This is a genomic window from Micromonospora halotolerans (assembly GCF_032108445.1).
Taxonomy (GTDB): domain Bacteria; phylum Actinomycetota; class Actinomycetes; order Mycobacteriales; family Micromonosporaceae; genus Micromonospora; species Micromonospora halotolerans.
The window spans coordinates 4,674,854-4,689,398 of the sequence record NZ_CP134876.1; the positions used below are offsets into that span (position 1 = coordinate 4,674,854).

Below are 14,545 nucleotides of genomic sequence, written 5' to 3' on the forward strand. Positions count from 1 at the left end.
GGCCCGCGCCACGGTGGCGGCGGAGCGCTGACCGTCCGGCTCAGCCCGGCCGGCCCGGGCCGCTCCGCCGGGCGGCGTGCGCCCGCGCGGTCAGCTCCGCCGCCAGCTCCCACGCCTCGGCCAGGTCCCGGTCCAGCGCCGCCGCGCCCGAGCCGCCGGCGGTGTCCGCGTGCACGGTGGCCAGCCGCAGCCGCCGCTGCGCCGGGCCCTGGGTCACCCGCACGCTCTGGATCCGGGCGTACGGCACCAGCGCCAACCGGCGGGTCAGCAGCCCGGACCGGGCCACGAAGACCCGCTCGTCGAGGCCGGCACCGACCCTCGTCCGGCTCAGCGGGCGCAGCCAGCGGGCCCGCCGGGGCGGCAGCGTGGCGGGCAGCGCCGCCAGCCGGACGCCGGGAAGCACCTCCGCGACGACCAGCTCGCCGGTGGGCGCGTCGCCGACCGGCAGCAGCCGGTCCGGGCGGTTGCGGTCGTCCGGCTCGGCACCCGAGTAGCCGGCCACCTCCAGCCGCAGCCGCAGCCAGCCCTTCATCCGCCAGAGCAGCGGCCAGGTCACCCCGACGGTCTGCACCCGGTGCAGCGGCACGGTCTGCACCCGGGTCTCCAGCAGGCCGTTGCGTACCCGCAGCGTGTCGCCGTCCCGGTCGAGCCGGAAGCTCCAGTCGTCGAGCACCCGGCGGACCGGTTGCAGCAGCACGCCGGCCATGGCGGTCAGCGTGCTGGCCACCGCGATGAACGACCAGGACCCCTCGGAGACGAACTGCGCCACCACGAACGCCACGCCGAACGGGAGCAGGAACGCCTGCGGGGTGAGCAGCTGGCTCACCAGCAGGTCGCGGTTGCGGACGTGGTGCAGCAGCCGCCCGGCCGGGGCGGGCGCGGGCGGCGTGCCGGCGGCGGGCGGGGCGGCCTCGGGGGCGCGGCCGGCCACCGCGAGCAGCCGGTGCCGCAACGCGCTCGCCTCGGCCACGCTCAGGTACGCCAGCGGCGCCTCCGTCTTGCCGCCGCCGACCACCTCCAGCCGCAGCTCGGCCAGCCCGGTGAGCTGTGCGAGCAGCGGCCGGACCACCTCCACGGCCTGCAGCCGCTCCAGCGGGATCGCCCGGGTACGCCGCCAGAGCAGCCCCTCGTGGACCCGCAGCTCCCGCCCCACCACGTGGTAGCCGGTGTTCCACCAGCTGATCACCGACAGCACGGTGGCGCCGAGGACGAAGACCGCGACCAGTACGGCGAACCAGCCGAAGCCGACCCGGGACAGCGTCGACCAGGAGAGACCGGCGATCACCACGACCAGCGACTTCGCGCCGTGCAACGCCGGGCTCAGCGGGTGCAGCCGCTGCCGCGGCTCCTCCCCGGTCGGCTGCGGCGCCCCCGGCGGGTTCGTCGCGGGCGGCCCCCACGGGCCGGCCCCGGGCGGCCCGGGATGTCCCGCGCTCGGCCAGGGCGGCGCGGGCGGTCCGTAGCCGGGCGGCGGCGCGGGATGCCCCGCACCCGGCCAGGGCGGCGCAGGTGGACCGTACCCGGGTGGGGGCGCGGGTGGCCCGTACCCGGGTGGGGGCGCGGGTGGCCCGTACCCGGGTGGGGGCGCCGGGTGGGCGTACCCCGTTTGCGGTGGCCAGGGGTGGCCGTTCCGGGGTGCCTCGGCGGCGGCCGGCGGCGGTGCGGCGGCGGGCGGGTGCGGCGGCGGGGCGCCGGGCTCCGGCTCGGCCGGGCCGTCGCTCACAGCCCCTCCGCCCGGTCCTCGCCCAGCGTGGTGAGCCGGTCCCGCAGCCGGGACGCCTCGGCCGGTCGCAGGCCGGGCACCCGGGCGTCGCTCGCCGCCGCGGCGGTGTGCAGCTGCACGGTGGCCAGGTCGAAGGCGCGCTCCAGCGGCCCCGCGCTCACGTCGACGAACTGCATCCGGGAGTACGGCACGATGGACAGCCGCCGCACCAGCAGGCCGTGCCGGACCAGCAGGTCGTCGGCCCGCTCGGCGTAGCCCCAGGCGCGCACCGCGCGGACGATGGTGACCGCCCGCCAGGCGGCCAGCAGCAGCGCCAGGCCCAGGGCGGCACCGAGCAGCCAGTGGCCGGCGACCGCCCAGGCCACGCCGAGCACCACCAGCGCCACGGCCAGGCCGATGCCGAGCCGGATCAGCTCCACCCAGATCAGGTCACGGGAGATCGGCTGCCACCGGACGGTGTCCGGCCAGGGCTCCAGAGGTCCGGTCGGGGCCGGCGGCCGGCCGGCGAGGTCGTCACCGTTCACCGGCTGATCCCGCTGCGCTCGCTCACGATCCGAGCGTAGGCGATCCGGGCACCGGTACGACCTCGCGCAGGAAGCCGCGTGCGTCGAGGAAGTCGCCCAGCGACCCGCGATGTGCGGGGCAGGCCAGCCAGGTCTTGCGCCGCTCGGGCGGGTGCAGGCGGGGATTGTTCCAGCGCAGCTCCCACACGGCGGGCGCGCGACACCCCCGCGCCGAGCAGACGAGCGTGTCGTCGGGGGGAGTGGGAGTGGTCACCGGGGCGAGTCTAGAGGCCGCGCGCCGGGAGCTTTAGCGCCGGGCGGCCACGGGGGGAGCCGCCCGGCGACGGGGTGAATCGTACACACGCCGGACCCCTTGTTGTCCACCCGTGTTCAGGGTTTTCCGTGCCGGGGGACGGCGCGGCGAAAATCGTCCCTCTCCCACCCTCGCCTCTCAGCAAGGCATGACAGTCTTGATACGCACCACGCCCGACGACGACCATGCTGTGGAGGACCGGTGGCCCAGCCGACCACGCCCGACGCCCCGATTCCGACCGAGGCCGCGCCGGACGCGCCGCCCCCGGCGACCACCACCCCGGCGCAGGACGCCACGCTGCTGGAGCGGGCGCTGTTCGAGATCAAGCGGGTGATCGTCGGTCAGGACCGGATGGTCGAGCGGATGTTCGTGGCCCTGCTCGCCCGGGGCCACTGCCTGCTGGAGGGGGTGCCCGGGGTCGCCAAGACGCTGGCCGTGGAGACCCTGGCCAAGGTGGTCGGCGGATCGTTCGCCCGGGTCCAGTTCACTCCCGACCTGGTGCCGGCCGACATCATGGGCACCCGGATCTACCGGCAGTCCAGCGAGAAGTTCGACGTCGAGCTGGGCCCGGTCTTCGTCAACTTCCTGCTCGCCGACGAGATCAACCGCGCTCCGGCCAAGGTGCAGTCGGCGCTGCTGGAGGTGATGAGCGAGCGGCAGGTGTCCATCGGCGGCGAGACCCACCGGGTGCCCGACCCGTTCCTGGTGATGGCCACCCAGAACCCGATCGAGCAGGAGGGCGTCTACCCGCTGCCGGAGGCGCAGCGGGACCGGTTCCTCATGAAGATCGTGGTGGGCTACCCGACCGACGCGGAGGAACGGGAGATCGTCTACCGGATGGGCGTCGCCCCGCCCGAGCCGGCCCGGGTCTTCGACACCCCGGACCTGATCGCGCTCCAGCACAAGGCCGACCAGGTCTTCGTGCACAACGCGCTGGTCGACTACGCGGTCCGGCTGGTCCTGGCCACCCGCGCCCCCGCCGAGCACGGCATGCCCGACGTGGCGCAGCTCATCCAGTACGGCGCGAGCCCGCGCGCCTCGCTCGGCCTGGTCCGGGCCACCCGGGCGCTGGCCCTGCTGCGCGGCCGCGACTACGCCCTGCCGCAGGACGTGCAGGACATCGCCCCGGACATCCTGCGGCACCGGCTCGTGCTCAGCTACGACGCGCTCGCCGACGACGTGCCGGCCGACCACATCGTGCACCGGGTGATGTCGACCATCCCGCTGCCCGCGGTCGCGCCCCGCCAGCAGGCCACGCCGCCCCCACCGGCCGTCCCGCACGGCGGCTGGCCCGGGCAGCGGCCGTGACCCCACCCACCCGGCTGCCGGCCAGCGGCGAGCGTTCCGGCGCCGTCCTCGCCCGGCTGCAGCTCATGGTCACCCGCAAGCTCGACGGGCTGCTCCAGGGCGACTACGCCGGGCTGCTGCCCGGCCCGGGCAGCGAGGCGGGGGAGTCCCGCGAGTACCGCCCCGGCGACGACGTGCGCCGCATGGACTGGCCGGTCACCGCCCGCACCACCATGCCGCACGTCCGGCGTACGGTGGCCGACCGCGAGCTGGAGACCTGGCTGGCGGTCGACCTCTCGGCCAGCCTGGACTTCGGCACCGGGCAGTGGCTCAAGCGGGACGTGGTGGTCGCCGCGGCGGCCGCCCTGGCCCACCTGACCGTCCGGGGCGGCAACCGGATCGGCGCGGTGGTCGGCACGGGCACGCCGGCGCCGGCGGGCCGGTGGCGGGGCGGCTCCCCGCCGGCCGGGCCGGGGACGCTGCGGCGGCTGCCCGCCCGGGCCGGGCGCAAGGAGGCGCAGGGGCTGCTGCGGGCCATCGCCGACACCGAGATCCGGCCCGGTCGCAGTGATCTCGGCGCCCTCGTCGACATGCTCAACCGCCCGCCGCGCCGGCGGGGTGTCGCCGTGGTGATCTCCGACTTCCTCGCGCCGCCGCAGCAGTGGGGCCGGCCGGTCCGTAAGCTGCGGGTCCGGCACGACGTGCTGGCCGTCGAGGTGGTCGACCCGCGCGAGCTGGAACTGCCCGACGTGGGGGTGCTGCCGGTGGTCGACCCGGAGACCGGGGAGCTGCACGAGGTGCAGACCGCCGACCCGCGGCTGCGCAAGCGGTACGCCGAGTCGGCGGCCGCCCAGCGCGCGGCGATCGCCGCCGAGCTGCGCAGTGCCGGCGCGGCCCACCTGCGCCTGCTTACCGACCGAGACTGGCTGCTGGACATGGTGCGTTTCGTGGCCGCGCAGCGGCACGCCCGTACCCGAGGGACGACTCGATGATCCGTTTTCTGCAACCGTGGTGGCTGCTGGCCGTGCTGCCGGTGCTCGCCCTGGCCGCCGCGTACGTCTGGCGGCAGCTGCACCGCCGGCAGTACGCCATGCGGTTCACCAATGTGGACCTGCTGCGCACCCTGGCGCCCAAGGGGCTGGGCTGGCGGCGGCACGCGGCCGCCACCGCGTTCCTGCTCTGCCTGCTGGTGCTCGCCACCGGGCTGGCCCGGCCGGCGATCGACACCAAGGAGCCCCTCGAACGGGCGACCGTGATGCTCGCCATCGACGTGTCACTGTCCATGCAGGCCGACGACGTGGCTCCGAACCGCCTGGAGGCGGCACAGGAGGCGGCCAAGCAGTTCGTCGGCGAGCTGCCGGGGAGCTACAACCTCGGGCTGGTCTCGTTCGCGAAGTCGGCGAACGTGCTGGTGCCGCCCACGAAGGACCGGGGCGCGGTGACCAGCGCGATCGACGGGCTGGTGCTGGCCGAGGCGACCGCCACGGGCGAGGCGGTCTTCACCTGCCTGGAGGCGATCCGCTCGGTGCCGGCGGACGGCGCGGCCGGCATCCCGCCGGCCCGGATCGTGCTGCTGTCCGACGGCTACCGCACCTCGGGCCGCTCGGTGGAGGAGGCGGCCGCCGCGGCACAGGCGGCCAACGTGCCGGTGTCGACCATCGCGTTCGGCACCGACTCCGGGCAGGTGGACATCGGCGGCCAGCTCCAGCGGGTGCCGGTGGACCGGATGGCGCTGTCGCAGCTCGCGGAGACCACGCAGGGCTACTTCTACGAGGCCGCGTCGGTCAGCGAGCTGAAGCAGGTCTACCAGGACATGGGCAGCTCGATCGGTTTCCGGACCGAGCCGCGGGAGATCACCCAGTGGTACGCGGGGGTCGCGCTGCTCCTCGCGCTCTGCGCGGGAGGGCTGAGCCTGCTCTGGTCGTCCCGCCTGATCTGAGGCGGGCGGCCGGTGCCCGGCCGGCGGTGGTCAGTGACCGCCGCCGGCCAGGACGAAGAGGACGGCCACCCAGACGGCGGCGAGGGTGAAGCCCAGCGGGGCGACGTAACGGCTCATGGGACTGCTCCGTGGCGACGGACGGTCCGGCGGGCGGACCGCGGGGGTGGATCAGGGCGTACGCACACGAAGTCGTGACCGGGGTGCTCCGCCGGCCGCGCGCCACGGCCGCCCCGGCGGACGGCCGGGGAGACGGAGTGGTGCGGCGGGGCGGGGGAGCGGGGTCAGCCGCGCCGACTGAGTCGTGGCTCAGCGGGACTGACGGTCGGCCCGGCCACGACTGGGAGGATCGCTATCTCGCACAGCGATCACCTCCTGCGGTCGGCGGGGCTCGACGATGCGGGCGATCCACTGCCCGCAAACGTCGATCATCGTACACCCGGCGCACCGGCGGCACGCACTCGGCCGACCGGTGCACCGGCCTCGCCCGACCGGCCGCCGGACCGCCCGCCGACGTGGCGCGGGTTAGCGCTTACCCCTCGGTAACGCCTAGGCTCGCCAGCGATTGGGAGATCAGCTGAGCAGAGGGGGAACCCGTGGCCCGTACCGTGCTGGTGACCGGCGGAAACCGGGGAATCGGCCTGGCCATCGCGCAGGCCTTCGCCAAGCAGGGCGACCGGGTGGCGGTGACCCACCGCAGCGGCGAGGCCCCGGAGGGGCTGTTCGGCGTGCGGTGTGACGTGACCGACGCCGAGGCGGTGGACGCGGCGTTCGCCGCCGTCGAGGCCGAACTCGGCCCGGTCGAGGTGCTGGTGGCCAACGCCGGCATCACCGACGACACGCTGCTCCTGCGGATGTCCGAGGAACAGTTCACCCGGGTGCTCGACACCAACCTGACCGGCGCGTTCCGGGTCGCCAAGCGGGCCTCGACGAAGATGCTCCGGGCCCGGTGGGGTCGGATGATCTTCATCTCCTCGGTCGTCGGCCTCGCCGGCGGCGCGGGGCAGGTCAACTACGCGGCCAGCAAGGCCGGCCTGGTCGGGGTGGCCCGGTCGATCACCCGCGAGCTGGGCAGCCGCAACATCACGGCGAACGTGGTGGCGCCCGGCTTCATCGACACCGACATGACCGCCGGCCTCCCCGAGGAGCGCAAGGCGGAGATCCGCAAGTCGATCCCGGCGGGCCGGATGGCCAGCCCGGAGGAGGTCGCGGCGGCCGTCACCTGGCTCGCCTCGGACGCCGCCGCGTACATCTCCGGCGCCGTCATCCCGGTCGACGGCGGCCTGGGCATGGGTCACTGAGAAAGTACGGAGGGAACTGCACAATGTCCGGACTCCTGGCCGGTAAGCGGCTGCTGGTCACCGGCGTCATCACCGACGCCTCGATCGCCTTCTCGGTGGCGAAGCTCGCCCAGGAGAACGGCGCGCAGGTCGTGCTCACCGGCTACGGCCGGCTCTCCCTGGTCGAGCGGATCGCCAAGCGGCTGCCCGAACCGGCGCCGGTGATCGAGCTGGACGTCACCAGCACCGAGCACCTGGCCGGCCTGGCCGACAAGGTGCGCGAGCACGTCGACGGCCTCGACGGGGTGGTGCACTCGATCGGCTTCGCCCCGCAGAGCTGCCTCGGCGGCGGCTTCCTCGACGCGCCGTGGGAGGACGTGGCGACCGCCCTCCAGGTCTCCACCTACTCGTACAAGTCCCTGGCCATGGCGGCGCTGCCGCTCATGTCGGCGGGCGGCGCCGTGGTGGGGCTCACCTTCGACGCCACCAAGGCGTGGCCGGTCTACGACTGGATGGGCGTGGCCAAGGCCGGGCTGGAGTCCGCCTCCCGCTACCTGGCCCTGCACCTCGGCAAGCAGGGCATCCGCAGCAACCTGGTCGCCGCCGGTCCGCTGCGCACCATCGCCGCCAAGTCCATCCCCGGCTTCGACCAGTTCGAGGACGCCTGGGCCGAGCGGGCCCCGCTGGGCTGGGACCTCACCGACCAGGAGCCGGCCGCCCGGGCCTGCCTGGCGCTGCTGTCCGACTGGTTCCCGGCCACCACCGGCGAGATCGTCCACGTCGACGGCGGCTACCACGCGATCGGCGCCTGAAGCGCAAGGAGGGGCCCCTTCTTAACGCCTCCGGTAGAGCAGGGGCCCCTTATTAACACCCGCACCCCGGGGTAGCCGCCGGACCGTCCCGGCCGTCGGGGGAGAATGGGGCCATGGCGTACGACGCGTTGGTGCTGGTCTCCTTCGGCGGCCCGGAGCGGCCCGAGGACGTGCTGCCCTTCCTGCAGAACGTGACCCGGGGGCGGGGCGTGCCGCCCGAGCGGCTCGCCGAGGTCGCCGAGCACTACCTGCACTTCGGCGGGGTGTCCCCGATCAACCAGCAGTGCCGCGACCTGCTCGCGGCGATCCGCGAGGACTTCGCCGCCAACGGCGTCGACCTGCCGGTCTACTGGGGAAACCGGAACTGGGACCCGATGCTCGCCGACACGGTGGCGCAGATGCGCGACGACGGCGTCCAGCGGGCCCTGGCCTTCGTCACCAGCGCCTACGGCGGCTACTCGTCCTGCCGGCAGTACCAGGAGGACATCGCCGCCGCCCGGGCCGCGGTCGGCCCGGACGCCCCGCTCATCGAGAAGCTGCGCCAGTTCTGGGACCACCCGGGCTTCGTCGAGCCGCACGCCGACGCGGTGCGGGCCGCGCTCGCGCAGCTCGACCCCGCCCGGCGGGACAGCACCCGGCTCGTGTTCACCGCGCACTCCGTCCCGGTGTCGGCGGCCGCCACCGCCGGCCCGCACGGCGGCCGGTACACCGCCCAGCTCGCCGAGACCGCCCGGCTCGTGCACGCCGCCGCCGCGCCCGACCTGCCGTACGACCTGGTCTGGCAGAGCCGCTCCGGGCCGCCGCAGGTGCCGTGGCTGGAGCCGGACATCAACGACCACCTGGCCGCGCTGGCCGGCGAGGGCGTGACCGGCGTGGTGGTCAGCCCGATCGGGTTCGTCTCCGACCACCTCGAGGTGGTCTGGGACCTGGACACCGAGGCCCTCGACACGGCCAAGCAGCTCGGTCTGGACTTCGTCCGCGCCGGCACGCCGGGCACCGACCCGCGGTTCGTGGCGATGGTCCGCGAGCTGGTGCAGGAACGGAACGCCCCGGACGGCCAGCGCTACTTCCGCCGCCTCGGCGAACTGCCCACCTGGGACACCTGCCCGGCGCTGTGCTGCGTGCCTCCCTCCCGCCGGCCCTGAGCCCGGCCACCTTCGACAACCCGTGGGGACGACACATGCATGACCGCAAGCCGGTGCAGAGCTGGCTCACCGACATGGACGGCGTGCTGGTGCACGAGGGCCAGCCGGTGCCCGGCGCGCCGGAGTTCGTCAAGAAGCTGCGCGCCTCCGGCAAGCCGTTCCTGGTGCTCACCAACAACTCCATCTACACGCCCCGGGACCTGCGGGCCCGGCTGGCCCGGATGGGGCTGGACGTGCCGGAGGAGGCGATCTGGTCGTCCGCGCTGGCCACCGCCCAGTTCCTGGCCGACCAGCGGCCGGGCGGCACCGCGTACGTGATCGGCGAGGCCGGTCTCACCACGGCCCTGCACGCGGTGGGCTACGTGCTCAGCGACTTCGCCCCCGACTACGTGGTGCTGGGGGAGACCCGCACCTACAGCTTCGAGGCGATCACCAAGGCGATCCGGCTGATCAACGACGGGGCCCGGTTCATCTGCACCAACCCGGACGCGACCGGCCCGTCGGTGGAGGGCGCGCTGCCGGCCGCCGGCTCGGTGGCCGCGATGATCTCCAAGGCGACCGGGGTGGAGCCGTACTTCGTGGGCAAGCCGAACCCGATGATGATGCGCTCGGCGTTGAACACCATCGACGCGCACTCCGAGTCGACCGCCATGATCGGTGACCGGATGGACACCGACATCCTCTGCGGCCTGGAGGCCGGGCTGGAGACGATCCTGGTGCTCACCGGGATCAGCAGCCGGGCCGAGGCCGAGCGCTACCCCTACCGGCCGTCCCGCGTCGTCGGCTCGGTGGCCGACCTGATCGACGAGGTCTGAGCCCGGCTCAGGGGCGCAGCGGGGCGTTGCAGGCGGCCACCAGGGCCTGCCGGCAGGCGGTGGTCAACGGCCGCAGCGCCGCGTCCCGCTGCTGCGCCTCGAAGGTGTTCACGGCCCCGCCGGGGGCGCTCTCCCCGGCCAGGGCGAGCACCCGGTCCAGCACGGCCGCCCGCGCGAACAGCCGGCGGGACCGCGGGTCGAAGCCGGGCGGCAGGTCCGTCCCGCCGTCCGGGCGGCGCAGCGCGGCGAGCGCGCCGGCCAGCTCGGGCCGCCACTGCGCCACGTCGAGCCGGGTCAGCGCGGCGGTCGTCTCGGCCAGCGCGGCGGCCAGTTCCGCCTCCGCCTCGGCGGCGCCCGGCGCGGTGAGGGACGCCCTCGGCGCGTCGGCCGGCAGCGGGTGGACCCGCCAGAGCACCGTCTCCCAGGTCATCCCCGAGCCCGAGGTGTGCGTCCGCACCTCCGGGACGAACCCGAGCCCGCTGGCCACCACGGCCTCGCCGGCCAGCAGCGCCGCCCCCGCGAAGTCACCGGGGCCGGGCAGCCCGCGCGGGTCACCCGGGGCGGGCAGCACCAGGCGGATCTCGTCCGGGGAGAGCTTGGCCAGGCTGGGCAGCGCATCCCGCAGGGACACGTCGGTCCAGGTGCCGGGGGCGTCGGCGACCAGGTGCTCCTCGTCGCCGGCGATCTCGTCGGCGACCTCGTCGAAGGGCACCAGGCCGGCGCGCCAGGCGCGTACCCAGGCGACGAACCGGCTCGACCGGCGCGGAGCCAGCGTGGCCGCGCCCGTTGCGGGGGAGGACATGCCGAAAGGGTACGTGCTCGCCGCCGTCGCTGTCTCGGCTGCCGCTCCGGCGGCGTGACCTGCCCCCAAGTACCCCCTTCGCCCCTTTCTGTGCCGCCGGTGGGGCACCTGGTCGGCGCGTCGCCGGGCGACGCGCCGGGCCGGTGGCTAGCGTGATCCACATGGCGGGGCGATACGACGGCGACGTGCTGGCGGGCGACTGGCGGCGGCGGAAGGTGATCCCGGAGGTCGACGCCGAACCGGACCTGGTGGTCGAGGACGCGGACTCCGGCTTCTGCGGCGCGGTGGTCGGGTTCGAGTCCGGCGCGGTGGTGCTGGAGGACCGGCACGGCCGGCGGCGGAACTTCTCGCTGCTGCCCGCCGCGTTCCTGCTCGACGGCCGGCCGGTCACCCTGCGCCGGCCGGCCCGCGCCCCGGTGCCCGCCGCCCGGCGGCGCACCGCCTCGGGCTCGATCGCGGTCGACAACGTCCGGGCGCAGGTCGCCAAGGCCAGCCGGATCTGGGTCGAGGGCGTGCACGACGCGGCGCTGGTCGAGCGGATCTGGGGCGACGACCTGCGGATCGAGGGCGTCGTGGTGGAACCCCTCGACGGCATCGACGAACTCGCCGCCGAGGTGCGCGCCTTCGACCCCGGCCCGGGCCGCCGGCTCGGCGTGCTGGTCGACCACCTGGTGCCCGGCTCGAAGGAGAGCCGGATCGTCGCGCGGGTCACCTCGCCGCACGTGCTGGTCACCGGGCACCCGTACGTCGACGTGTGGCAGGCGGTGAAGCCCCGGGCGCTCGGCATCCCGGCCTGGCCGGTGGTGCCGCCGGGGCGGCCCTGGAAAGAAGGCGTCTGCGCGGCGCTCGGGGTGGCCGAGCCGGCGGACATGTGGCGGCACATCCTGTCCCGGGTGGACAGTTTCGCCGACGTGGAGACGCCGCTGATCAACGCCATGGAGCGGTTGATCGACTTCGTCACCGCGCCTTAGTGGTGGTGGTTCAGGCGACCGTGCCCCGCTCCGGGCGGATGCTCCTATGGTCTGTCAAGTGGTGAGTAGGACGTAGATTTCGCGGGCGATGTAGCGCTTGAGGCATCGGATGGCTTCGGTGGTGCTGAGGCCTTGCTTGATGCGGCGGTCGCGGTAGGCGCGGGTGCGGGGGTCGCGGGCGAGGCGGGTCAGGGCGATGCGGGTCACGGCGATGCGGTAGAGGGCGCAGTTGGCTTGGCGGTCGCCGCCGCGGTTGAGTCGGTGGCGGTGGGTTTTGCCGCTGCTGGCGGGTAGGGGTGCGACGCCGCAGAGCATGGCGAAGGCGGCTTCGGTGCGTAGGCGGTGGGGGTTGTCGCCGGCGGTGACCAGGAGTTGTCCGGCGACTTCGGGTCCGACGCCGTAGGCGGCGGACAGAGCCGGGTTGATTGCTTTGACCAGCGGGTTGATCAGTTGGTCGAGTTCGGTGATGTCGGTGGTCAGTTGCTGGTGGCGGCGGGCGAGGCTGCGCAGCGCGATCTTGGTTGCGGTGTCGGGGTTGCTGGCGTGGGCAGGGTCGGGGCGTAGCGCGGCGCATGTGCGGACCAGCTGTGTGGGGCTGAGGTCACGCAGTTTGCCGCGTAGTGCTTCGCCGGCGGTGAGGGTCAGTGAGTGCAGACGTTGCTGCACGTCGGCGCGGTGCCGGATCGCGCAGGTACGGGCGATCCGGAGTTGGCGCAGGGCTTCCACGCATCCGTCGCGTTGTTTCGGGATGCCGGTGGCGCGTCCGGTCAGAGCAGCGCGGGCGGCGGCTTCGGCATCGACCGGATCACTCTTGCCGTGGTGACGGCGGGTGGTGCGGTCGGGTCGGTCGACCTCGACCACGGTGATGTCCTGCGTGTGCAGGTAGCGGGTGAGACCGGCGCCGTAGGCGCCGGTGCCCTCGACACCGATGACGGTGACGCTGCCGTGTTGCTTCAGCCAGGTCAGCAGTTGCCGGTGCCCTGCTGGTGTGGCTGCGAACTGCGCGGTTCCCAGGAGCCGGCCCGTGTCGTCGAGCGCGGCGGCGGTGTGGGTGTCTTTATGCGTATCGACACCTGCGGTGACCTGGACGGTGGGATGTGTCATGGTGGGCATTGCTGTCCTGTCGTCGACTGGTCAGGGCGGCACGCACCAGCCGGGCAGGATCGGACAAGACAGTGATGGGGCCTCTGGCCAGGCTCCTATGAGGTCACGACACCCGTCCGGTGAGTGCACGAGCAGCTCTCTCCGGCCGGGTCGGCAGATCCGGTTGAAGACTCAAGGTCAGCCAGGCTTAGGGTCAGACCAGGCCGGAGAGAGCTCCTTCCCATGATCCTCACTGTCAGGCTTGATCCCTCCGCCGGGAACCGTCGCCCCCGGCCCGTCGTATGTCAGGTCCGCGGGTCGGTGCCGCCGGTCGGTGGGGTGGGACCTTGGGGGCGCTACGAACTTGATGACGTGAACGGATCGCGGGGTGAGCGGCCGTCCTCGTGGAGCGCCGGGTGAGTCATCCACGTCATCAAGTTCATAGCGGCTGGAACGGCACTGGTGGTCCGGATCTGGTGCCCGGGCGGGGTCGGTCAGGGTTCCTGGTCGGGGGTCCGGGTGAAGACGAACGTGGCGATGTCGAGGGCGACGGCCCGGCCCGCCTCGTCGCGGATCACGGTGAGGATCTCCCCGTCCTGCGAGCCGGAGCGGCCGCGCCAGCGGTCGGGGGCCTCCGGGGTGAAGCGGAGCTGCGGGTTGCCCACCAGGCCGCCCAGCAGGTCACCGGCGGGGTCCACGCGGAACTCGTACTCGTTGCCCATCCACCACCAGCGGCCGGTCAGCTCCAGCAGGTCGGCGGCGGGCGGTGCCCCGGCCGGACGCCACGGGGCGGGCACGGCCGGCTCGGCGTCGAGCACCCGGGTGAGCACCTCCCGGGCCAGGCCGACGATGTGGTGGCCGCGCAGCCCGTACGAGTTGGCGAAGTCGACCACGGCGGTGCGGGTGGGGCGGTGCACGGCCAGGCCGGCGACGTAGCCGGGCATCGAGCCGCCGTGGCCCACGTACACGCGGTCGCCGACCCGGTAGAGTTCCACGCCCAGTCCGTGCCCGCCGGTCCAGGCGTCCAGGTCGCTGATCACCACGGGCGCGCACATCTCGGTGAGCGTCGCCGGGGCGAGCAGGTCTGGGGCCGGGTCGGCCAGGAAGGCGGCCCAGCGGGCCAGGTCCTCGACGGTCGACCAGAGCTGGCCGGCCGGCGCCATCGCCCCGGTGTCGGTGCGAGGCTCCTCCCGCAGGGTGTCGTGCCAGGGGTGCACCACGTAGCCGCGGGCGTACGGCTCGGTCGGGTGGTAGGTGGTGCGGCGCATGCCCAGCGGTTCGAACAGCCGCTCGCGCAGCAGGTCGGCCCAGGGCGTGCCGGTGAGCCGCTCCAGGACCCCGCCGAGCAGCCCGTACGCGAGGTTCGAGTAGTGGTAGACGCGGTGCGGCGGGTGGGCGATCTTCGCCGGGGTGAGCCCGGCGAGCAGGGTTGCCAGGTCGCTGCCCGCGGTCCGCTCCCACCACTGCCCGTCCGGCTCCCGCTGCAGGCCGCTGGCGTGCCCGAGCAGCTGGCGCACGGTGAGCGCGCCGACCGGGGTGCCGGGGAGATGCCGGTCCAGCGGGTCGTCCAGGTCCAACCGGCCGGCGTCGCGCTGCTGCAGCACCAGCACGGCGGTCATGGTCTTGCTGATCGAGCCGATCCGGTACTGGAGGTCGGCGTCGGGGCGGGGCTGCTCGCCGGCGAGCGCGACGTGCGCCAGGTCGCCGTCCCGGACCACGCCGAGGGCGAGCGAGGGGCCGCGCCCCTCTGATTGGGCCCGCGCGACCAGCAGGTCCACCTGTCGGGCGGTCTCGGGCAGCAGGGCCATGTGATCCTCCTCGGCGCTCGTCGGCGCGGTGCCGAGCTTAGGTGATCATGCGGGTCGTTGTTGTGTG

14 protein-coding genes are annotated in these 14,545 nt (G+C 74.2%); 8 read left to right on the top strand and 6 right to left on the bottom strand.

Annotation, left to right across the window (positions count from 1 at the left end; all coding sequences use genetic code 11):
* Window positions 1-40: 40 nt before the first annotated feature.
* From RMN56_RS22125 to RMN56_RS22135, 3 genes are all read right to left on the bottom strand, one after another.
* Window positions 41-1,333 carry a PH domain-containing protein gene (locus RMN56_RS22125; RefSeq protein ID WP_313724829.1) on the bottom strand — a complete coding sequence of 431 codons (1,293 nt, stop codon included), beginning with the start codon at window positions 1,331-1,333 and terminating at the stop codon, window positions 41-43.
* Window positions 1,334-1,719: 386 nt separating this feature from the next.
* A complete protein-coding gene (locus RMN56_RS22130) occupies window positions 1,720-2,247 on the bottom strand; it encodes a PH domain-containing protein (protein ID WP_313719434.1) in 528 nt (175 codons plus the stop codon).
* 22 nt (window positions 2,248-2,269) lie between these two features.
* Complete coding sequence (locus RMN56_RS22135) at window positions 2,270-2,500, bottom strand: hypothetical protein (protein WP_313719435.1); 231 nt, start codon at window positions 2,498-2,500, stop codon at window positions 2,270-2,272.
* A 240-nt stretch (window positions 2,501-2,740) separates the two neighbouring features.
* Between RMN56_RS22135 and RMN56_RS22140 the strand changes: the two genes are divergently transcribed.
* The 7 genes from RMN56_RS22140 to RMN56_RS22170 all read left to right on the top strand — a co-directional run bounded on the left by RMN56_RS22140 (window position 2,741) and on the right by RMN56_RS22170 (window position 9,814).
* On the top strand, window positions 2,741-3,847 hold the full coding sequence (locus RMN56_RS22140) for an AAA family ATPase (RefSeq protein WP_313719436.1): 1,107 nt from the start codon (window positions 2,741-2,743) through the stop codon (window positions 3,845-3,847).
* Window positions 3,826-4,818 (top strand): DUF58 domain-containing protein, encoded by a 993-nt coding sequence (locus tag RMN56_RS22145; protein ID WP_313724830.1) that lies wholly within the window; start codon window positions 3,826-3,828, stop codon window positions 4,816-4,818. Before RMN56_RS22140 ends, RMN56_RS22145 begins: the two co-directional genes overlap by 22 nt.
* Window positions 4,815-5,765 (top strand): VWA domain-containing protein, encoded by a 951-nt coding sequence (locus tag RMN56_RS22150; RefSeq protein ID WP_313719437.1) that lies wholly within the window; start codon window positions 4,815-4,817, stop codon window positions 5,763-5,765. The genes RMN56_RS22145 and RMN56_RS22150 overlap by 4 nt, the downstream gene beginning before the upstream one ends.
* A 593-nt stretch (window positions 5,766-6,358) precedes the next feature.
* Window positions 6,359-7,063, top strand: a complete 705-nt coding sequence (fabG, locus tag RMN56_RS22155; RefSeq protein ID WP_313719438.1) for a 3-oxoacyl-ACP reductase FabG — start codon at window positions 6,359-6,361, stop codon at window positions 7,061-7,063.
* 23 nt (window positions 7,064-7,086) lie between these two features.
* Entirely contained in the window at window positions 7,087-7,854 is a 768-nt protein-coding gene (fabI, locus tag RMN56_RS22160; protein WP_262286192.1) for an enoyl-ACP reductase FabI, read from the top strand.
* 113 nt (window positions 7,855-7,967) lie between these two features.
* Window positions 7,968-8,999 carry a ferrochelatase gene (locus RMN56_RS22165; RefSeq protein ID WP_313719439.1) on the top strand — a complete coding sequence of 344 codons (1,032 nt, stop codon included), beginning with the start codon at window positions 7,968-7,970 and terminating at the stop codon, window positions 8,997-8,999.
* The gene (locus tag RMN56_RS22170; protein ID WP_313724831.1) at window positions 8,948-9,814 is read left to right on the top strand and encodes an HAD-IIA family hydrolase; all 867 of its coding nucleotides are present in this window, start codon (window positions 8,948-8,950) and stop codon (window positions 9,812-9,814) included. Before RMN56_RS22165 ends, RMN56_RS22170 begins: the two co-directional genes overlap by 52 nt.
* A 7-nt stretch (window positions 9,815-9,821) precedes the next feature.
* On the opposite strand, the gene RMN56_RS22175 is transcribed toward RMN56_RS22170, so the two are convergent.
* A complete protein-coding gene (locus RMN56_RS22175; protein ID WP_313719440.1) occupies window positions 9,822-10,616 on the bottom strand; it encodes an Rv1486c family protein in 795 nt (264 codons plus the stop codon).
* A gap of 161 nt (window positions 10,617-10,777) precedes the next feature.
* Between RMN56_RS22175 and RMN56_RS22180 the strand changes: the two genes are divergently transcribed.
* Window positions 10,778-11,587, top strand: coding sequence for a DUF3097 domain-containing protein (locus RMN56_RS22180; RefSeq protein WP_313719441.1), 810 nt, complete (start codon window positions 10,778-10,780; stop codon window positions 11,585-11,587).
* A gap of 54 nt (window positions 11,588-11,641) precedes the next feature.
* Here the strand turns inward: RMN56_RS22180 and RMN56_RS22185 are convergent, their stop codons facing one another.
* The gene (locus tag RMN56_RS22185) at window positions 11,642-12,691 is read right to left on the bottom strand and encodes an IS110 family RNA-guided transposase (RefSeq protein WP_313719442.1); all 1,050 of its coding nucleotides are present in this window, start codon (window positions 12,689-12,691) and stop codon (window positions 11,642-11,644) included.
* Window positions 12,692-13,164: 473 nt separating this feature from the next.
* Window positions 13,165-14,478: a serine hydrolase domain-containing protein gene (locus RMN56_RS22190; protein WP_313719443.1), complete on the bottom strand. Its 1,314-nt coding sequence runs from the start codon at window positions 14,476-14,478 to the stop codon at window positions 13,165-13,167.
* Window positions 14,479-14,545: the final 67 nt, after the last annotated feature.